Origin of the sequence: Paraglaciecola sp. L3A3, from assembly GCF_009796765.1 — a bacterium.
Taxonomy (GTDB): Bacteria; Pseudomonadota; Gammaproteobacteria; order Enterobacterales; family Alteromonadaceae; genus Paraglaciecola.
In genome coordinates this window covers 524,798-546,215 of record NZ_CP047023.1, presented here as the reverse complement: position 1 = coordinate 546,215, position 21,418 = coordinate 524,798, and the positions used below count along the sequence as shown (strand labels likewise).

Annotated in this window: 16 protein-coding genes; 5 read left to right on the top strand and 11 right to left on the bottom strand. The window is 38.3% G+C overall.

Features of this window, described 5'->3' with window-relative positions; all coding sequences use genetic code 11:
- Window positions 1–20: 20 nt before the first annotated feature.
- The 9 genes from GQR87_RS02355 to GQR87_RS02315 all read right to left on the bottom strand — a co-directional run bounded on the left by GQR87_RS02355 (window position 21) and on the right by GQR87_RS02315 (window position 11,511).
- A complete protein-coding gene (locus tag GQR87_RS02355; protein WP_158966171.1) occupies window positions 21–1,250 on the bottom strand; it encodes a glycoside hydrolase family 105 protein in 1,230 nt (409 codons plus the stop codon).
- A 215-nt stretch (window positions 1,251–1,465) separates the two neighbouring features.
- Window positions 1,466–1,834 (bottom strand): DUF413 domain-containing protein, encoded by a 369-nt coding sequence (gene maoP / locus GQR87_RS02350; protein WP_158966169.1) that lies wholly within the window; start codon window positions 1,832–1,834, stop codon window positions 1,466–1,468.
- 146 nt (window positions 1,835–1,980) lie between these two features.
- Window positions 1,981–2,649 carry a cytochrome b/b6 domain-containing protein gene (locus GQR87_RS02345; RefSeq protein WP_158966167.1) on the bottom strand — a complete coding sequence of 223 codons (669 nt, stop codon included), beginning with the start codon at window positions 2,647–2,649 and terminating at the stop codon, window positions 1,981–1,983.
- Window positions 2,646–3,584, bottom strand: coding sequence for a c-type cytochrome domain-containing protein (locus GQR87_RS02340; protein ID WP_158966165.1), 939 nt, complete (start codon window positions 3,582–3,584; stop codon window positions 2,646–2,648). The genes GQR87_RS02345 and GQR87_RS02340 overlap by 4 nt, the downstream gene beginning before the upstream one ends.
- A gap of 8 nt (window positions 3,585–3,592) precedes the next feature.
- Window positions 3,593–5,122 carry a DUF1501 domain-containing protein gene (locus GQR87_RS02335; protein ID WP_158966163.1) on the bottom strand — a complete coding sequence of 510 codons (1,530 nt, stop codon included), beginning with the start codon at window positions 5,120–5,122 and terminating at the stop codon, window positions 3,593–3,595.
- Between the two features lie 3 nt (window positions 5,123–5,125).
- Window positions 5,126–8,230, bottom strand: coding sequence for a PSD1 and planctomycete cytochrome C domain-containing protein (locus GQR87_RS02330; RefSeq protein ID WP_158966161.1), 3,105 nt, complete (start codon window positions 8,228–8,230; stop codon window positions 5,126–5,128).
- Window positions 8,231–8,236: 6 nt separating this feature from the next.
- Window positions 8,237–9,271 carry a hypothetical protein gene (locus tag GQR87_RS02325; RefSeq protein WP_158966159.1) on the bottom strand — a complete coding sequence of 345 codons (1,035 nt, stop codon included), beginning with the start codon at window positions 9,269–9,271 and terminating at the stop codon, window positions 8,237–8,239.
- A gap of 176 nt (window positions 9,272–9,447) precedes the next feature.
- A complete protein-coding gene (locus GQR87_RS02320) occupies window positions 9,448–10,773 on the bottom strand; it encodes a helix-turn-helix domain-containing protein (protein WP_158966157.1) in 1,326 nt (441 codons plus the stop codon).
- Window positions 10,774–11,007: 234 nt separating this feature from the next.
- The gene (locus GQR87_RS02315) at window positions 11,008–11,511 is read right to left on the bottom strand and encodes a LytTR family DNA-binding domain-containing protein (RefSeq protein WP_158966155.1); all 504 of its coding nucleotides are present in this window, start codon (window positions 11,509–11,511) and stop codon (window positions 11,008–11,010) included.
- A 572-nt stretch (window positions 11,512–12,083) separates the two neighbouring features.
- Between GQR87_RS02315 and GQR87_RS02310 the strand changes: the two genes are divergently transcribed.
- Window positions 12,084–13,589 (top strand): family 16 glycosylhydrolase, encoded by a 1,506-nt coding sequence (locus GQR87_RS02310; protein ID WP_158966153.1) that lies wholly within the window; start codon window positions 12,084–12,086, stop codon window positions 13,587–13,589.
- 126 nt (window positions 13,590–13,715) lie between these two features.
- On the opposite strand, the gene GQR87_RS02305 is transcribed toward GQR87_RS02310, so the two are convergent.
- The gene (locus GQR87_RS02305) at window positions 13,716–14,159 is read right to left on the bottom strand and encodes an FKBP-type peptidyl-prolyl cis-trans isomerase (protein ID WP_304611202.1); all 444 of its coding nucleotides are present in this window, start codon (window positions 14,157–14,159) and stop codon (window positions 13,716–13,718) included.
- A 350-nt stretch (window positions 14,160–14,509) separates the two neighbouring features.
- On the opposite strand from GQR87_RS02305, the gene GQR87_RS02300 reads away from it, so the two are divergent.
- The 4 genes from GQR87_RS02300 to GQR87_RS02285 are packed head-to-tail and all read left to right on the top strand — an operon-like array spanning window position 14,510 to window position 19,612.
- Window positions 14,510–15,766, top strand: a complete 1,257-nt coding sequence (locus GQR87_RS02300) for a hypothetical protein (RefSeq protein ID WP_158966149.1) — start codon at window positions 14,510–14,512, stop codon at window positions 15,764–15,766.
- Between the two features lie 32 nt (window positions 15,767–15,798).
- The gene (locus tag GQR87_RS02295; RefSeq protein WP_158966147.1) at window positions 15,799–16,191 is read left to right on the top strand and encodes a hypothetical protein; all 393 of its coding nucleotides are present in this window, start codon (window positions 15,799–15,801) and stop codon (window positions 16,189–16,191) included.
- Window positions 16,178–17,752: a sensor domain-containing diguanylate cyclase gene (locus GQR87_RS02290; protein WP_158966145.1), complete on the top strand. Its 1,575-nt coding sequence runs from the start codon at window positions 16,178–16,180 to the stop codon at window positions 17,750–17,752. The genes GQR87_RS02295 and GQR87_RS02290 overlap by 14 nt, the downstream gene beginning before the upstream one ends.
- Before the next feature lie 6 nt (window positions 17,753–17,758).
- Complete coding sequence (locus GQR87_RS02285; protein WP_158966143.1) at window positions 17,759–19,612, top strand: EAL domain-containing protein; 1,854 nt, start codon at window positions 17,759–17,761, stop codon at window positions 19,610–19,612.
- 547 nt (window positions 19,613–20,159) lie between these two features.
- On the opposite strand, the gene GQR87_RS02280 is transcribed toward GQR87_RS02285, so the two are convergent.
- The gene (locus tag GQR87_RS02280; RefSeq protein WP_158966141.1) at window positions 20,160–21,158 is read right to left on the bottom strand and encodes a substrate-binding domain-containing protein; all 999 of its coding nucleotides are present in this window, start codon (window positions 21,156–21,158) and stop codon (window positions 20,160–20,162) included.
- Window positions 21,159–21,418: the final 260 nt, after the last annotated feature.

The window sequence follows — 21,418 nt, the reverse complement described above, 5'->3', positions numbered from 1 at the left end:
TACCTTGTACTGGGTGAGTTTTACAGCTTATTTACCCGTTTAAATTGCTCTTGCTCTAAAGCTTGGGCACTCACTTCAATAGCATTGGCTAATTTTTTAGATAGCTTGATAGGAACAGGCAGTTCGCCACCTAACAGCTTATATAATTCACTACCGGCTGCTAAAAAAGCACCACTACCATACACTTCTGTTTTATCAGGCCAAGCTTGGCCTGGCGCAGCGCCAATTGGTTGCACATACCCCAACATACCGTCTTCGGTAATATGACTAGTTAACGCCGACCAAGCTTTTAGAATACGGGGTAAATACTGCTCTTTGTTTAATAAACCGTTATTCACCCCCCAAGCTAAACCGTAAGTGAAAAACGAGGTGCCACTGGTTTCAGGTGTTGGATAGTTTTGTCCATCTAACAAACTCATTGACCAATGCCCTTGCTGCATTTGTGTCTCTTTTAGTGTTTGGGTCATACGTAAATATAACTTTTTAAAATAGGCATAATGTTTTGACTGAGGATCCAATTCATCCATCACTAAGGTCAAGCCTGCATACACCCAACCATTACCACGTCCCCAAAACACTTTTTTATCATTAACTAACTTGCCTATATAAATGTTGTCACGGTAATACAAACCCTCTGCCGGATCATAAAGGTGATCAGTTGTGGCTTTAAATTCTTCTACCATCCAGTCTAGGTATTTATCATCGCCTGTTATATTCGACATTTTTGCCCAAACAGGGGGAGACATAAACAAGGCATCACACCAAGTCCAACGTTCAAGATGTTTGTAATTGTCTAAGGTTATGGGCTGCTGACTAGGATGAGCCATAATGTATTCTAGGCTTTGTTTGGTTTTGGCTAACATAGAGGCGTCATTGTAACGACGATATAAATCTAAATATAACTGACCCACTATATGATCATCAGCATGATACATCCTACTGTGTAATGCCCATTCACCTTGCTCAGCAATACTCTTTAACCATTCTTGGTATCTTGGGTCTCCCGAAATACTGGCCCACTTCAACATGCCTACATATAAGGCACCATTGGTCCAATCTAAAATATGATGGGGCTTGTTTCTTTTGGGATTAAATACGTCACGAAAATGTTCAATCTGCCAATCAGCCACACGTTGCATATCTAACGCTATGACTGAAGTATCAAGACTTGTTAGCGGTGTTTTGTCTATAGGCTTTTGCGCGCAAGCCATTAACAAAAATGTTATAGCTGCCAACGACAAGTTATTCATATACTTCACCATATATTTCTCCGAGATTATTTATGAGTGTTGTAATGCTTACTTAGCTATTGTGCCAACCCTGCTACATTTGGCAAGTTGATATCAACAGCTTTCAATGAGTCGAATTAATTAAGGTGTGAGAATGAGATTTTACTAGGATTGAAAACAAGCACTAAGTACAATGCTTGTTTTCAATTTAATACTGAGGGGGGTATTGCAAACTTTTATACTTCAACTTCTATATCACTTTCATCGTAATCGCCAATATCGGCATCATCTAAAGTTGATTTAGATGCAGAGCTATAAAGTGTAAAAAAGTTACGTTTAGTTCTAGATAAACGCACGTATTTGGACCACGTTTTTTCAACTTTTGTCTCTGCTTGTTCTTTACCCATCATCACCTGCACAAAACGCTTTTCTTCGTCAGTTTCAGGGGATAACTCTCCCATCTCCAATCCCAAAAGACTATGTCCATAGGCACTTAAGATGTCAGATTCAGCAATACTAAAATCACCAGACTTTTTAAAACCACGGGTGAAATTTACCGGATCACTGTATATTTTGTCACCAAGTCGAATATTGATAGAATTCATTAATCTGCTCCTAAAAATCTGCTATTTCAAGAATGTTTAAAACAGGCTTGTTTTAAACAAAAATGCAGAATAAGAAAAACAAAATATTTTTTTCATCACGACAAGTTTTTTTGAAAACAACAAATAATTTGCCATAGACCCAGCTATCACATGACTAAAAGCAGTACCCCAACCGTAGCTATAAGTAAAGATATCAAAGCTTTAATAGGGTGACTAAAATACAAGCTTTCATATTGTCCCGCTTGTTGTTTTGGCTTTTTACCGGTCAACATGGCTTTAATTAAGTTTTCTTTTTTCACCAATACATAAAAGAATACCGCTACCAGATGCAACCAAATAGCCGCTAAAATAAAGTTAAAACTCAAAGCATGAATTTTCGTCAACCAATCAGACGTGTCTTTCGACACGCCATCAGCTAACGACCCAGAAAAACCTAAATCATTGTTACTGTATAAGCCTGTGATAGTTTGTAATAACAACAAACTCAATAATAAAACTACCATCCAAGCGCCAGCAGGATTATGCCCACTATGATAATCATCTTTTGCATTAACTGGCGCTTTTGCTTGAAGCGACCCTTTTAAATAACTTAAGGCTTTATTCGGACTCGTCATAAAATGACTAAATCTAGCTGTGGTAGAACCCACAATGCCCCACAGCAAACGGAATAAAACTAAAGATAACAGCGTATAACCAAAAATTTCATGGGCCAATATCCAACGGTTTTCCATGGTGATCCAAGCACCTGCAACACAAATCACAATAGCCCAATGAAATACACGAATAGCTAGGTCCCAAACCTTCACTGAGCTCATAACGATTTCTCCACAATAACCAATTTAGTCCCTACGCTTTTGAATAGTGCTATTTGCTGGGGGGTGATCATATTTTTATCTAATACTACGTTTTGTAACACTGCTAAATTAATTAGTTGATTCAATCCAACTGACGAGATGTTAGCGCCCACAAGATTAAGAGAAATAAGGTTTTTCATTTTACTAATGTTAGCTAATCCTTTATCTGTTATCGCTGTATGACGCAGATCCAAGTGAGTGATAGCACTAAAAACAGGGGCAAAATCAGCTAACACAGAATCAGTTAATTGAACTTTTAAAATTAACCCAGACAAAAATAAATCAGCAGATGTACGGGCGGTATAACTTAAACTTGTTGGGTATTGGTGTTGTAAGTTTTGCACTGCAGCGAGCAAAGGCTCTCTGGCTAATTCGATGGCATGCATATCGGTTTCGGCAAAAGTAATATCGCGTACTTTTTCAGGAGCATGGGGGAAATGACTCGCGGTTAACTCTCCAGAGGCACCTTGTTTTAACCATTGCCTGAGTACTTCAATTTCGTCTGCAGTTTGTCTATCACGGCCGTAAGGCGGCATAGCTAAGCGATCTTGTTCGGGTAGCAACATACGTTCTAGCAGAATACTGTTTTCGCCGTCCATAAGAATATTGCCAGTTCGACCACCAAAACTTGTCTGCCGAAAACTATCTAAACGTAGATGGCCCTTAGCTTTGTTGTCGTCGTGACAACCTATACAATATTTGTCAAACACTGCTTGTACACGTTCATTATAAAAAGAATGATCTGCTGCTTGTAACTTGGCTGATAGCCCGATGGATTCTTTTACTAATTGTTTTAACTCCGCATTATTGACAACTAACAGCACTAAGCCAGCTAAGGTTAACAACAAAACGGCAGAAAAATACTGCTTAGCAGTGAGTTTAGTTTGATTTGTCACTCGTTCACCTAGGCCAATAGCTGAGAAATAATATGGGCTTCATTCACACCTGTTAGACCTTGATCTAAACCTTGGTATCTGTAGGTAAAAGACTTATGGTTAAAACCTAATAAATACAAAATAGTGGCGTGAAAATCATGAATACTGACGGGATCTTTCACCACTTCGTAACCCATTTCATCGGTTTCACCATGACTATAGCCCGCTTTTACCCCGCCACCAGCCATCCACACAGTGTAAGCATTAGGATGATGGTCACGTCCTGCAAAGGCGTTGTCTTGACCGCCGCGATTTTCTTGCATGGGCGTACGACCAAATTCCCCCCCCCAAATCACTAAGGTGTCTTCTAACATGCCTCGTTCTTTTAAATCTGACAACAAAGCGGCTGTAGCTTGGTCTATGTCTTTACATTTATCTTTAAAACCATGGGTTAAAGACTCGCCTTGATTACTACCATGACTGTCCCAACCATAGTCAAATAATTGAATAAACCTGACGCCTCTTTCAGCTAGCCTGCGGGCGACTAAACAGTTATTGGCATAACTGGAGCCACTGACTTCTGCACCGTATTTTTCTAGTGTTTTTTCATCTTCTAGCTTGATATCAAAAGCATCCGAGGCTTCGGCTTGCATACGATAAGCCATTTCATATTGAGCAATACGGGTTAAGGTTTCGGGATCGCCCATTTCATCGTAGTTTTGTTGATTCAGTTTAGAAATAGCATCTAATACATGGCGACGTAGTGGCCGGCTTACCCCTTCAGGGTTACTTAAATATAAAACAGGATCGCCATTTGACCGGCATTGCACCCCTTGATAAGCGCTAGGCAAATAACCAGAGCCCCAAAGCTGTTTGCCTCCGTCTGGCGCTCGGCCGCCAGAAATCAACGCAATAAAACCCGGTAAATTTTGATTTACACTGCCTAAGCCATAAGAAGCCCAAGAGCCTAATGAAGGAGCGCCAGCACGGGCATTACCTGTTAGCGCCAAAATCTGCGCAGGGGCATGGTTAAATTGGTCCGTATGCATTGATTTAATAAAACACATGTCATCCACATGTTTTTCAAGATGTGGTAAACGATCAGAAATCCAAGTGCCACTTTCACCGGCTTGATGAAAAGGAAATTTTGGCCCCAATAATTTAGGTACCCCAGAAATAAACGCAAAACGTTTACCTTTAAGAAAAGATTCTGGAGACAACTTACCATCATACTTTTGTAATTCAGGCTTATAGTCAAACAGTTCTAACTGACTCGGCCCCCCTGCCATATGCATATAAATCACACGTTTAGCTTTTGCCGGATATGGCGGAGGTAAAGGTGCTAAAGGGGTACTTAAGGGCCGTGTATAATCAAATTTAGTACCACCACTAGCAAAAGCTGGTGCAGCCATAGACGATAAAAAAGCGCCACCTAACATAGCTCCACTATTTTTGATAAATTCACGACGGGTTTGTGCCTGAATTTTTGCCAGCTCTAACGCTTGTATTTCTGCATCGCTGGCATATTGATTTTGCTGTAAATTAAAAAAACGTTTCATTGCCTACCTCGTCAATGCGCTATCAAGATTAAATATAATCGACGCCACTGCCGTCCATGCGCCTAGCTCATCCTCAGTACCCACTGAGGCGTACACTAAATCTAAAGTATCTTTCACTGTGGTTAACTCATCTTGTTTTGCGACTCTGCTCATGACCCGTAAAAAACCTAAATTTATTGCATTGTCTGCTGCTTGTTCTGAAGCAGAATATTTCGTTTTTTCTTCTATCATCAACTTGGCTAAGGATTGTGCCGCGTCGTGATAAACAGGGTCATTTAAAGTCACTAAAGCTTGTAATGGAGTATTGGTAGGAATGCGTCTAGCATGGCTAATTTCCCGTGACTCCATATCAAAAGTAACAAAACTAGGGTAGATATATTGGCGTTTGATAAAGGTATAAATTGCCCGTCTGTACTTGTCTTCACCTTCTGCATTTTTCCAATCTTTGATTGTGGTGCCTAAACGTCCCCAAATTTTTTCAGGCTGAGGGGGCATGACCCCAATACCGCCCATTTTGTTACTTAACAAACCGCTAGCGAATAAGGCTTGGTCTCGTATCATTTCAGCCGTTAAACGCTGTTTCGGGCCTCTAGACAACCAAATATTATCAGGATCTTTTTCTGCCTGTTCAGGCAGAATATTGCTTTGCTGCTGATAAGTGGCACTCGACACTATGAGCCGAACCAAAGCCTTTATATCCCACTGCATATCGTTTTTAAAAGTAAGTGCTAACCAATCTAGTAACTTGGGGTGAGTAGGCTTTTCGCCAATACTGCCAAAATCTTCTAAGGTTTCTACTATGCCTCGACCAAACAGTGCATGCCAAAAGCGGTTAACTGCCACTCTTGCCGTTAACGGTTGTTCTGGATCAAAAAACCACTCAGCCATGGTTAGTCTATTACGGGGTTTATCTGACGGTAAATCAGGTAAAATCCCCGGTACATCTGGTACTAATAACTTATCTTCTTTAGCCAGAAAGTTTCCTCGAGCAAATACAGATGTTCCCCGTTTATCCCACGCATCTTGTTCATACATTACAGGCATATTGATGCCACTTATTTTCTGTAATTCTTGGTTAAGTTGAACATAACGAGCAATATTATTTAACCGAGTTTGATCTTTAGCCAATGCTAACCACTTATCATTTGAGCTGGCTTCTATTTTTAACTGACGTAACTTAGAAGGCTGTTCATTTAAAGCTATACCTTGTAGGCGGTGCACATCCACCCGTATAGTTTCTCCTTTGGCTAATTTAATGGGAGTATCTAAGATCCCTATTGACCAGCGAGGATTAAATAATCTTTGAGCAAACAAACTGATAGCTGTTCCCATTTGGTCATTTTGAGCAAGAGCTTGCGTGGCTTGTTTACGATTTTTATGCAGTGTATTTAACTTTTTGATTTGGCTATCGAGTACTTCAGTACTGCTAGCCAAAAAAGTGGCAAATTTTACAGAGGTTTCTGTTCCATCTGCCGCTACATGCCAAGCATCTACCTTATCAATATTGTAAGAAAACTCAGGAGTATGAGGTGTTTTATTAGGGTTTAAGCCAGACACCATAAAACGAATAGCGGTAATTTTTTGTTCGTCTGGCGTAAAATCGCTGGGTAATTCAGTGTCTAACTGATAAACCGCCAAAGGAGGCAAGGCTTCACTAGGTTCATACACTTCACCTTGCTTTAACGACAGTGGAACCAGAGCTTGTCCTTGTAACCTAGCAATATGTTCATCCAATCTCGCAATTTTTTGTTGTAAGGAGTTATAGAGCCAGGTTTTTTCTTGCGCAGTACTTAGCTTGTCTTGATGTTCTTTGCGTTTAATTTCCAGAGCCGACATTTCATTAATCTCAGCCTTAGTGATAGGTAACTTAAGCCATTTTTCATTTTCGTTGGCCAATACTGCTTGTTCAGCAATTTGGTTTTTTATTTGCAAAGTGTGCTCTTGTAACTCAAAGGTCTGTTGCTGTTGGCTGGGATCATTAGCCAATTTAAGCAGTGGAGTGTCTGTAAATTTATCTGCGTCTTGAGTAGAGTTTAAAAAACTATAAAATTTATAAAACTCATCATGTTGAATAGGATCATAAGGATGAGAATGGCACTGCACACAATTCATAGTTATACCGTTGAGCGCTGCCCAAGTGGTAGAGACTCGATCAAGCATAGCCACCACTCGGAACTCCTCATCGTCGGTGCCACCTTCATTATTAATCGGTGTATTACGATGAAAACCTGTGGCAATCATATTTTCAACCGTGCGATTAGGTAATAAGTCACCAGCCAGTTGCTCGATAAAGAAATCTTTATAAGACTTATTTTGATTAAACGCGTTAATCACCCAATCACGGTAGGGCCAAATAGCCCTATATTGGTCACGAGTATAACCTCGGCTATCAGCGTATCTAGCAATATCTAACCACATACTGGCCCAACGTTCACCAAAGTGTTTTGAGGCCAAAAGACGATCCACTTGCTTGTCGTAAGCATCAGGGTTGCTATCTAATATAAACGCATCTAGCTCTGCAAGTGTGGGGGGTAAACCTGTTAAATCTAAAGATAAACGGCGTAGCAATGTAGCTTTATCGGCCTTAAGTGAGGGGCTAAGATCATGTTCAGACAATTTCAGCTGAACAAATTGATCGATTTCGTTTTGTAAAACCTCACTTTTTTCGAACTTAGGAACTGCCGGCATCTTGGGTTTCTCAAAAGCCCAATGCTCTTCCCATACTGCACCTTCTTCTATCCATTGCCTGAGTAGCGATATTTTTTCTTGAGGTAAAGGAGGTGCCTTATAGGGCATACGAATATTTGGATCTTTTGACTCAATACGTTCAATTAAACCCGATGCATCGGGATCGCCAGGTACCACTGTCAAACGCCCTGAATGACCGCGACCTAAGGCTTCTTCTCTGATTATAAAAGACACACCAGATTGTTTACTCACCCCACCATGACAACCGGTACAGTTTTCATTGAGGATAGGGCGAATATCACGGTTAAAATCGATTTCACTACTGGTTTCAAGGCTCGACTGGGTGTCACATGCAGATAAAACTATCAGCAACAAGCCCCCAATAAAATATTGCACATGACGTAAAGTAAGTCTCATCATAGTCACCTACTTTTCGGCAACCGCATCAAAGCGTAATACGCGACCCCATTTATTATATTCGGTCACATATAAATTACCTTTGGCATCAAAACTAATACCATGAGGAGAAGTGAATACTCCCTCACGCCATTTTTCGGGAGGGGTTTTATTTTTATCTGTCTCCGTTTTTACATCATTAGTACCAATATGTTTAAGTACTTTACCGGCCTTATTTAAAATAGTGACACGACCAGAAATTTCGGCCACGGCAACCAGATCACCATAAAAATCCACTGCACTAGGTCGGCGTAAATCTTTAGCATAAGTGCCAATCAGCTCACCATTTAGTTTTAAGTGGACCAAACGCATATTCGCTCTGTCGTTACACAATATACGTTTTGGACTAAATCTAGGATCGATAGAAATTTTGTGACAGTTTTTAAAATACCAGGGCGCGCCTTGACCACCAAAAGTATTAAGGTATTCGCCCTTAGCGGAAAACTGATGAATATAATCGAGACCATAACCGTCAACTACATACAGCTCTCCATTATCAACCACAGTAACGGCTGTTAACCTAAGAGGGGGTGGCACCCAACCATTTTTGAATGGAGTTGGCTCACGATGATATTTTTTAGGAATAACAGCTAAAGCATCAATATCTAACACCCTTTCACCTGTCATGGACAGTTTAAAAATACGTTTCCCATTCATTTCGGCGCCGTATATAAACTCCTTACCCGACTTATCTTGATGTATTTCAAAACCGTGAATATCTTTTGGCGCATTAGGTAAATTACGTAGGTACTCACCCTCTACATTAAAAATCTGAATACCACCTTTTTCCCCCATAACACTGACGTAAACTTCGCCATTTTGGGCAACGGCTATTTCACCATGCGAGTTTCCTATATGTGTCAAACCAGCTGGTGGTTTTAACCAGTTTTCATGTACGTGAAAATCATGAGCAAACGCCTGACTACAGCACAGGGTTAAAAAAGAGAAGGTTAATAAGTATATTTTTATTGTGACTGTTTTTATTGTAAGTGCTTTTAAGGTCATGATTTTTCCGTTTACATTAAGCCTAGAGACATTAGGTTCATTAGAACGAATCTAGTTATAGGAAAAATTTGGCCTGACCACCTCAAAAATAGTCCACCAGCAACACTACAAAATAGTGAACAACTATAAAAAACAACAACTTAAGGTTAATTCAACGAAAAAAACAATAGCTATTGTTATATTGTTTTTTGTTGATATTGACCTGGAGTCAAGCCAGTAGACTTCTTAAATACAGTGCTGAAATAATTAGAATTATTAAAACCAACAGCAAATGCGGTGTCGGTAACAGAGTGATCCTGCAACAACTGTTTGGCCACTTCTACTCGTCGGGTGGTGAGAAATTGATTAACCGTTTGTTTAGTCACTTTTTTAAATTCACGCATTAAATAAGAGCGACTAACATTAAAACGTTCTGCCAACTGATTAATTTCAATATCTTGTTGATAGTGCTCAGTTAAATAGTCTTTTACTCGTTCAATTCGTTGATTAGGGATACCTGCCATAATTTGCGAAAACTCCATGGCTTGGCTGCGTGTAAGTTCACGCAACTTATTGGCATCTTCTTCTATATCTATGGCTTTATTTTGTTGGTCATATTTAATTAGTAACTGCTCACTATCTCCCCCAGCCTCTATTGTATTATCTGTAAGTCGACTGAGTATTTCTCTTAAACGTAATTTATAAACCGTTAAGTTATTCGAGGATAGATGTTCAATTTGACTCAACAATTTATCCACTTCTTGTCCTGCTGCAGAGGAGCCAGATTGCACCACTTGGTATAACTCGTCTTTTAACGATCCTACTTTGCCTTTCATCTCATTGACGTCTTTAAACACCACCCAAGCCCAACAAAAAGCAGGCACTATAGAGCCAAAATAATAAATATAGCTGTACTCTCCCCAGTAGGTACCAATGGCAAATAACACCCCGAATAATAATGAGGCAAACAAAAACACCAGATCTTTAATGTTTTTAAAATTCACTAAGGCACGAATGAGGAAGTAACTACAAGGGAGCACCAATAAAATACAAATGGTCAATAATTGCAGGTCATGCACAGCATCCACAGTAATAGAGAAAGGTAAAAGGGTTTTCCATGAACTAGATACCAACAAAAAATTATTGCGCGCCAGATCCATGCCCAACACATAACCCACAGACATTAAAAAACCCAGCAGATATGGCAATATGAACAGTCGTTTAGATTTGTTAATCCCAGTATAAATTGCACTGGCGATCAGCATAGAAGGCATACCCAAGGTGAATAACAAACTCACTCGGGTATATAAAATATAATCCGCGGTCTCGTTACTGACATAAAGTTGTGCCGGTCGCCCAGCTAAAAACAAAATAACAGTGACTAAGAAACAAAAATACCAAGCATATTGAGCTGAAATCCGCTTACGAACAATAGTGAAATAAACCAACACCACCAGCAATAGCTGCACCGAAATCATAGGCACAACAACAAACCTGATCATGTCTTCTGGGGTTAATGGCACGTACAACTCGCTACTGGTGAAATAAACACAGCCGCTATTATATGCCAGCAGTGAAGGAATTTAGCAATAAACACAAGATTATTCCCCTCTGAAGTACAGCAGAAAAGCTGGTACAAAAACTTAAGTGATTTTTGGAGCTGTCTGTTCTATGCCAATAACTTATTGGAATACCCTCAAGTTTATAATGTCTTAAGTCAGATTAAATACAGGCCAGTCTCGCGCCAAACTTGGCCTTCAAGCGCCACTAAAGTGAGGGAGTAACTTTAAGTAAGTTTTGCCCACTCTTAAAACTTTGCCATTTAGTAGTTTGGCTTCCAATTTACTAGCACACACGCTTTTCAGTTCTGTCAATTTAACTAAATGTGAACGATGAATACGCACAAAGCACTGCATGCTCAACCGCGCTTCTATGTTTTTCATGGTGCTACGTAAAAGGTAGGTATCATCCATTGTCTCAATTTCTAAGTAATTACCATTCGCTGAAATACTAATGATGTCGTGAGTTTGAATAATGACTCTAGCTTGGCCTTTATGTACTACCAGACTATCTAGCTCAGCGTCGGCATTTTGCTGATACTGCCCCAATTGTTTTTCGTAGGCTTTAAATTTTTGCTCTGCCTGCATTTTAAAAAGATACAAAGCACAAACCAATAAAGTAAAAGCCGAGGCAAAAATGTATCTAGGAAAATAAATATAGGCAGTATTTAATGCGCTATAACCACTAATTATATATTCCACAACAACCCTATATGAGCCAGCAAGAACAGTACACAGCAATAAAATATATAAGCATGTGGACTTTCCTTTTCGAGTTGAAATGTCTTGCTTCACAGCCTTTTTAACTAGTAAAGAAGATACTAGGATCCAAACAATCCAATCTTTTAGTACACATTGAAACGATCCAAGCAAACTAGCATTGTCATTTTCATCGACAAAAAAAGCATAGCTATAACCATAAAAGGTCATAAAACAAAAAAAGATTAGCCAAGATGTAACCAACCCATATATATATTGAGGCACAGAAAAACTGAGCATGGGAATTGAAAATACTTTAGGAGCTATTCTATGGAGAGTATTCATGTTCATTACTAATATAATTTACCCAGCTATAACATTAATTATAAATGACAGAGTTTAAATTTAAAAACCCTTAAGTGTAATTTTCAGCACAGATGATAGATTCGTCCCAAAATACGCAATTTTGTCACTAATTAATTCTAAACGCTTGTGTTCAAGCATATTCTCACACTATGACGACCATCCATAAAATGCTGAAACACATTGCAATCTGAAAAAGGAGCCGTATCAACATGCTCACAAAAAAGAACAAACTAACCATTCTTGTATTGACGATTTTTACCGCTAACGTCAGTGCCGAACCCCCTCGCCCCCCACTAGGTAAAAAGTGGGTACTCAATGAACAATTTTCAGATGAGTTTAATGGAACTGAATTAGACAAATCAAAATGGTTTGATTACCACCCAACATGGGCAGGAAGAGAGCCTGGAATATTCTTGCCGTCACAGGTGTCAGTAAAAGACGGCCTAATGCGTATCAAGGGTGAGAGATTAAATCCAGAAAAAGTCATTACTTCTGCCGACATTGTCACATCTGAAGGCACAGAAAGGCGCTACAGCGTGGCAGGAGGGGCGGTAATTTCAAAAACAGAAGAGGCCTTTTTTGGCTATTATGAAAGTCGATTCAAATCGGCTAAAACGACTATGTCGACAACATTTTGGTTAGCCACTCGCAACTGGGATTTCGAAGGGCCAAAACCTTGCAAAGATCGTTATGGTTTGGAGCTAGACATACAAGAAACTATTGGTCGACAAGGAGATTTTAAAGGAAAACATTTTGCCAAAGGTATGCATGCTAATGGACATTTTTGGTACGCTGGCTGTGATGAAAAAATGCAAGACTTTCGAGCTTCTGAAGTAAAATATAGCGGTAATGAATTAACATCAGACAATTTTAATACCTATGGGGGATGGTGGCATGACGAAAGCTCCGCGAGCTTCTATTACAACAATGAACGGCCCAAATTCATGACGTTTTATTCTGCTATCAAAGACAAGCCTTTCGATCAGCCTATGGGAGTCAACTTGGTATCCGAAACCTATCCTTTCCCTTGGATTGAGTTACCTAATGATGCAGAACTAAACGACCCAAATAAAAACGTAGCTTACTATGATTGGGTACGTTCATACATTTTAGTCAATGCTCTATCGCCAAATGAAAATACTAGTAAACCTGCCGTACCTATTTACGGTGAATCTGCTGGTATTATCGAAAACTCATTTAGTTTAAAGGATAGCAAAACCCTCGATTTTCAGGTGACTTATCAAGTAAACGATAAAAGAATCATTGAATTTACACTTCACGATGAACATGGAAACCGACTCTCAAACAAAAGAATAACAGTCGATCCCGGTTACGCATTTATACCTTTTACCTTATCATCAAATAAAAGCTTATCTACTGCTAAAGGTTACCAACTAACAACCAGCATTTTACCTGCCAATAGTCAGCTCCCCCTAGCTCCAGTATTTTTGAAAACACGGCAAATTACGTCAATCAAAACGCCACTAAGTCGACAAAAACTACTAGAAAATTTGGCTGAATTAATACCATCAGAGGAAGATACACTTGCCATTCCTGGAGACACAGCCGTTTACCAGTATACAATCCTAGACATCAATGGCTCTGAAGCCAAAACAGGCATTGTTTACAACAATACTCTTGACCTAAACCGTCTAACCAAAGGTCAATATTTATTAAAGCTTGATGGGAGCTACTTTGCCAAATTCAGCAAATAAAATGATGCATTTTATCCTTAGGTGATTTGAGTTTGCACCAGGCGACATGGCTGTTTGTTATGTCGCCTAGACTGTAAAGTATTCTTGAAGAATGAAAGCGGTTAACTAAAGTGACGAAATGAGTGACTAGTCAAACGCCACTTCTAACAATCGAATATCAAAAAATAGCGCAGCATTGGGACCAATCTTATTGCCTACCCCTTTTTTACCCCAAGCCAGTTCTGGCGGTAAAACAAATTCGTACCTGGCGCCAACGGCCATCAACTGTAACCCCTCTTGCAACCCCGGTAATGCTTCTTTCATTGAGAAGCGATCTGCAAAACCTGTTTTATAAGTATCAGCAATCACACTACCATCTGTATTTAGAATGCGCTGATTCACCACCACAACATCTTGCATACTGGGTTGAAGACCCTGAGCCTGTTCAACGACTCGATAAATGAGTCCGCTTGGGGTTTCTACCGCGTCATCTTTACGTAAGTATTTTTCAATGAATAATTCGCTTGCTTTACGGTTTTGCCCAGACGAGCCTTTATTAAGTTTTTTCGTTTTTGCCATTTGATTTTGAATATTTTTCTGAAGTTATAAGCACCAAGCAAAGAAGTATATCAAATTCGATTAGTAAAGCAGTAATACCAATAAAGCATGTTTTGTATCATCAAAATTAAAGACTATAAAATAGTCGGCTTCACTCAGTTGAGTTTTAAAAACGAACAATTTACGCAACGCGGTTAAGCTTATTTAAACAACAACTAAAAAAGGGGGGCAAACTAGCAGAGATGCTATCAATAAGTAGTGAGCGTCAATAAATTTTACACATTTAACTAGAATAAAATTGATAAATAGTTAAAAATGTGCGGATAAAAAATACTCACAAAAACAAACAGAAATGTATGCTGTTTGTATTAGGAATACATTTTATGAAGTACATATTTTTAATTGGTATAACTTGGTTCCTTTTCTCATCACCCATATCAGCCAAAGAAGGTGAAATCTCGTATGGTATTTTTGGAAATGTTAGCGCTGTAACCAGCTCCTCTGAAAAACTAGGTTATAAAGCCGAGATTGACTCAGAAAGAGAGGTATTTAAAGATGAGATTGATTTTGGACAACATTCAAAATTAGGCGCGCAAATAGAGTATGGCTTGTCAGATAACATTGATTTTTTCGGACAAATTTTAATTAGAAGCGAAGAAAAGTCTTCTTTCGATGAATTACTTAATACCGCATTCATAAGGCTGAAACTAAATTCGACAGTATCTTTGCGAGTGGGCAGAACACCTTTTGATCTATTCTTGAATACAGAAATTAGAGACATTGGTTTTGCATATACATGGGCAAAACTACCACAAGAAGTTTATGGCTTAATTCCTAGTCGGAATGTAGATGGAATAGACTTAATTTATCAAAAACCTCTATCATTTGGATTTTTACGTAGCAAACTATCGGCGGGAAGTTCTAAATACCCAGTTGGCAATAATAATCATTTAGAACTCAAAGATTTTATTAGTTTCAACCTAGAGCTTAGTGAATTTAACTGGACTATTGGTTTACGCTACACTGAAACCACTATAGCTGGAATAGTTGAAGCTGCTGCACCACTGGCAGACTGGGTACAAACCTTAAATGGAATATGGATTGACGCGGAACAGGTTGCCTTAGGCTTAAGAAACGAACTCAAACCCAATTATCTTTCCATAGGCGGAAAATATGACTGGGAGAAGTTTACTATATATACAGAATTTGCAAAAATTTCCTCAAATGGCAGTGCTTTTTTTGACAAAGTAAATAATGGCTACATATCCGGTATATACCGTATCAACGACTTTGAGCATTTTTTAAGTTATGCCTTTACTCAATCTCGTCGGTATAAAGCAAACATTGCCCAAAATCTGACAGTGCCTATAGAACAACTCCCTGCCATAGTCACATCCAGCATTCCTATTTTGGAAAACCAATTAAATAACAATTTTAATTCCTTTACGACGAATCAGCAAACTATCTCGTTGGGCACACGATGGAACTTTTCTGATAATATTGCATTTAAGTTGCAATATGATGCATCCTTTGTTGATGCAAATGGTGCAACCTTATGGAAAGTCAATCGAGAATCGGGGGACATTGATAAAGATATGACGATAAACACTCTTCTTCTTGACGTGAGCTTTGCATACTGATGAAAAATATAAACACTATCCTCCTATTTTTAATGCTTATAGTTCCTTCTGCATACGCAATAGATACAGACAAATTAGTTGTCGTCATTGATGCCAGTAGTAAAGTGTCATCTATAAATAAGTACGAACTCATCGGCATTTATATGGGTAAATATCGAGCTGACGATTCAAATATTACTATCACCCCCGTTGACAACGGTCAATACACTGAACATTTCTACCAAATGATTATTGGAAAATCTGTTGCTCAAGTTAATTCTTATTGGGCTAGATTAAAGTTTACAGGTAGGGATTATCAACAACCCATTAAAAAGAGTGATACGTCACAAACACTAACTCAGGTAACCACTTTACTTAATTCGATAAGTTACATTAAGCAAAGTGAATTAACTTCTGATGTGAAAGTTATTTATGAAATTGATTAACAAAGACGGGTTATCGAGTCGTCTTTCGATATCTATTTTATTTACGGCTTTAGCAGTAGGTTTTATTACTTCTGAACTGTTTTACCGTGTCATGTATACCGAAAGCCTAACGCAAGCAGAAACTGAAATATCCAAACTATATGAAACCGTCGCTGCCACCTCGTCAATCGCCGCTTTCCTAAATGATCAAGAGCTAGCCAAAGAAGTGGTAAACGGCCTCAAAGTAAATGGTGTTGTGTTAGCAGCAACCTTGAACACAAAAGAAATATCGGTGGTCAGTGGAGAGTACGATAAAGACGATAAGTTATACCAGTTTAAAGTTAAATCACCCTTTACTGACGAGTTAGTGGGCACACTTTCAATAGCTAGAAACCATAATTACATTGCTAATCGTGCTCAAAAAAATGCTTCATTAAATACCCAAGCATTATTAATTCAAGGCGTTATCATTGTCTTGGTTTTGATTTTAAATGTTTATATTTTGGTAACTAAACCGCTTTCCTTTTTATCTGAGCAGTTAAGTCGTATTGCTCCACCTTCCAAAAAGCGTATTGCTCACCCAGCCTTCCATCAAAAAGGGGAACTGGGAAGTTTGACTAAAGATATCAATGCCTTATTAGATAAAACCGAGTCTTCTCTAAATTATGAGCTTAAGTATCGTAAAGAAATTGAAGTGTTAGAACAACGCTTCAGGCTGGTTTTTGACAACGCAAATAATCCAATTGTACTTACAGATTCCCATGGCAACCTGATTCTTTCTAACCATTCATTTGAGAATTTGCTAGCTAAAACTAAGGTGCAAAAACAAAAGAATTTTGGCTTGTATTTACAAGCCTTATTTGAAGGTTCATCAAGGTTAGAAAGCAGTTTTAAAAAACAACTATCCTTAAGTAACACTGCGTTTGGTGAATGTAAATTGCAATTTCCAGACAGCACTGACAAACCAATTTGGTTCCAAGTTGTTGCTACAACAATACGCACCGAAGACTTTAAAGATTATACCGAGATATCACTTCATGATATTTCTAATAAAAAACAAAAATTAGAAGAACTGTCTAATATCGTTGATTTAGATCCTTTAACTAAGGCATTAAACAGAAATGGCTTAGAATCCAAAATTGAACTCATGAACTTGAGTTATACCAGCTATGCGGTGATTTTTGCCGATTTAAATGACTTCAAACAGCTCAATGATACCCTGGGTCATAAAGTAGGTGATGCTGTTTTGAAAAAAGTCGTGAATAGATTGAATAATCGTTTACGACAAGACGACGTAATATGCCGCTGGGGACCTGATGAATTTGTGTTAATACTTGCGCAAGTCAAGGAAGAGAATATTGACACCATAGTAAATGAAATCCAACGAGACCTTCGCCGCCCTATGATATTTGAACAGCTTGCTGAAGAGGTGCATATTTCCGCCGCATTAGGTGTCGCTTTTTATCCCCATAATTCCACAAATAGTGAGGATTTGATTCTCTTAGCAGATGAAGCTATGTGCGCGGCCAAGGCCAACATGAAAAAACATCCTGAACAATTCTACAAAGTATCAGGTGTTTAATTATCCATGTCCAATATGTACACTGAAAAACAATACTTATCGTTAGTTAAATCGACAAAAAAGGTCATTCGACTTACCCTTGTTTTCACCTTCATTTACTTCATTAGTGCCTGTTTAACTAATGAATACCAACTTATGTATACCTTAATTCTGTCCTTTGCTTTTTTAATTTTTATGAATTGGTATATCACGCCAGACAATAGCCCGGTTATCATTGCTCTGGTATGTTGGTATTTAACCATCACCATTCCCTATATAGCGTGGGGACGAGATGGAATATGGGACTCCATACTGTATGCTAATTACGGAATTTTGATGATATCTGCACTTTACAGTGGACGAATTCTGCTGGTGCTCACCCTAGTGTATATGCTTACATCTATATGGCTGCTAAATTATGCCCAAGTCAGCGGCTTTTCTTCTTTTCGCATTGATATTAAACAAGAAGATTATCAAAGTGCTATAGGCTTTAGCTTATTTCTCATCATGTATGCAGTTTGCCTCGACATCATTGTCAGAGACTCTCAGAATAGTAAGTCCAAACTGCGTAACATAATTTCACAACTAAAAAGTGAATTAGCAGATACCGAAAATGCCAAGATGCATCATCCTGTATCTGGCTTAAAAAATGGATTTGCTTTTGAAAATAAATTCTCACAGCTTCTGCAAAATAAGGGGGCCACACCAGCTCTTGTTTATTTAAGAATCAACAACTACGACAATATTTCCTCAACCCAAGGTGAAAGTAATGCCGTTGAGTTTTTATTACAAATAGCAAAAGAAGTGTCCAAGCGCACCAAATTTGAAGTCTTTCAAGAATCTAAAAAGGAACTTATTGTACTCGTTGATATTGGCGAACGTGAAGAACTTAGTGCCGAAGTGTTGGCTATTACTCGGGTATTGTCGCAGCCGATCAATATTTCATCTGGACAACTTCGTTTATCCTATAATGGTGGTGTTGCACAATACCCACACGATGGTGATAGCTATAAGTTATTGCAAATGAAATCGTTACTCGCCATGAACACTTATGAGGGTGAGCAATCCATAGCTAATTATCGTTTTGAAATGGAAAAACGACTTCTTGAAACAGTACATATAAGTGATGCATTAAAAAACGCCATCACAGAAAATAAATTCACATTATATTATCAGCCGCAGATAGACTTAAAAACCTCCAAAGTTGTTGGTGTAGAGGCGCTTATTCGCTGGACACATCAGGGCAACTTTATACCACCTGATAAGTTTATTCGCGTGGCCGAATCAAATGGATTTATTAATCAAATTGGAGACTGGGTATTAACTCAAGCCTGTAAAGATTGCCAAGAATGGAACCAAATAATATCCCCACCAATTCCTGTTGCAGTTAACCTTTCTCCTATTCAGTTTTCAACGGGCAACCTCCCCCAAACAGTATCCAAAATATTGCACTCCAGTAAATTATCTCCGAGCATGCTGGAATTAGAATTAACCGAATCTGTTGAGTTTGACAGCCGGCACGATGTGGAACACCAAATAGACGTGATTAAAGGATTAGGCGTTGCCTTTTCGATTGATGATTTTGGTTCAGGTTATTCAAACCTTGCTTATATAAGCCGCTTTCAAGCAGGCACTTTAAAAATAGATCGCGCGTTTATTCAAGATATTATTACCAATAAACAACACTTCCATATAGTGACATCTATTCTTCAAATCGCTGGAGCGTTTAATATTAAAGTAGTGGCCGAAGGTATTGAAGATAAAGAAACAGGTGAATTATTGTTAGAACTAGGGGTGGCAATTGGCCAAGGCTATTTTTGGGCAAAACCCATGCCTCTAGACATGCTAAAAGCCTTTATTATCGAAAATAATAACTCTTAGTTTACCCCCCAAAAAATTGAATAGTATATAGTTAACCTGAGTTCTGGATAAATAATATAATCAAACCACATAAAAGTTGCGCATCTCGACTACTTGATAATAAAGCGATGAAAATGGGCAGAAGGGGTAATAAAGGACTAAACTGACTGTTAACTCCCCCGAAATAAAAATCAGCGGTAATAATGCTAACATCCCTAATAATAAGACAAATATCGATGCCAAAGCTTAGGTTGTTTAGTCGAAACAACAAAATATAGGCCACCAAACATCAAAACATTAACTGTACCCAACAAGGTAAAATAGCCACTCAGCTCAACAAAGATAGGAACAAAAAATAGTCGGAAGAAAAGTTAACATTAACAAGATTAATATCGATAATTTTAATAATATTGGTCTTGGATCTTCAATATTCATAATCAATTTAATAATAGAGTTTGCTGGGTAGCTGCATGAAGTTTACGTTCTTTTAAAGCTATTGATAAACATATTAGATTATTCAATAAACACAACTCAACATTTATGCTTTACCTTAAAAACAAGATTTAGACTAGATACTTTCACCTTCACTAATCTGAAATCCAAGGTCAATGTAAGTATCAAAATCTGCAGCACCATTAATCCGTTTCAGTAGCTGTTCAGCCGCAACTTGGCCAATCTTATATCTTGGCGTAATCACACTTGCTAAAACCGGTGAAAAAAGTTGGCCCATTTCATGGCCATGCATACCGGTAATAGCGATATCTTCTGGTACTTTTAAGCCCTTTTTCTTACAGCTTAGTAGCATACCAATTGCAACATCATCATTGGTGCAAATTGCAGCATCAATTTTTGGCCGATATGCCAAAATATTATCCATGATTTCTGATCCCAGGGTAATTGAGGTAAACTCTGGCGATCTGAATATAATAGGTTTTTTGCCACTTTGTTGTACAGCCGCTTCATAACCTTTTTGTCTTGCTATATCACGCACATCACCTTTTGCACCTATATACGCAATATTCTGATATCCCTTGCTCAGCATTCGTTCTGTCATTTTTTTAGCTGCGTCTTCATTATCAAAACCAACAGCTTGTTGCAGCGGAGTTGAACGTGTATCCATAATTTCTGTCACCGGCACACCCGAACCAGAAATCATGCGCAGAGTATTTTCAGAATGAACACTTTCAGATAGGATCAAGCCATCCACATGGAATGACAATAATGAACCAATTCGTTTTTCTTCAAGCTGCTGTGAATAAGAATAATGAGCAATAATAATTTGATAACCTGCAGGTTCTGTGACCGATTCAATACCTCGTAAGACTTCATCAAATACATGGTTTGAAATAGACGGAAAAAGTACCCCTATAGCGTAACTCTTACCATTGGATAATATATTCGGTGCCCGATTAGGAATATAACCTAGTTTGTTAATTGCATTTTCTATTGCCACTCTAGAAGCTGGTGCGACTAACTCTGGATTTTGTAAGTAACGGCTAACCGTCATTTTAGTCTTGCCAACCACGTCAGCTATATCTTGCAGTGTCGTTCTTTTTGGTTTCATCATAATTTAGTAATTTTGAGTTAAGTGGGTAAAACCCCAAATAATTCGAGTTCAATCATTCATTAATTTAAATAACACATATTTACTCAGTGTTATACAACTAACACCCTAGATTACAACGAATAGCGCACTGTCTTAAAAATATAATTTTATTATGTAAATAATTTTAGCCGTTATTTTACTTGTTAAATGTTCAATAAGAACTTGCGATGTTACCGGGAACATTTTATGTTTATATACATATTTGCAACATAAAACTTACA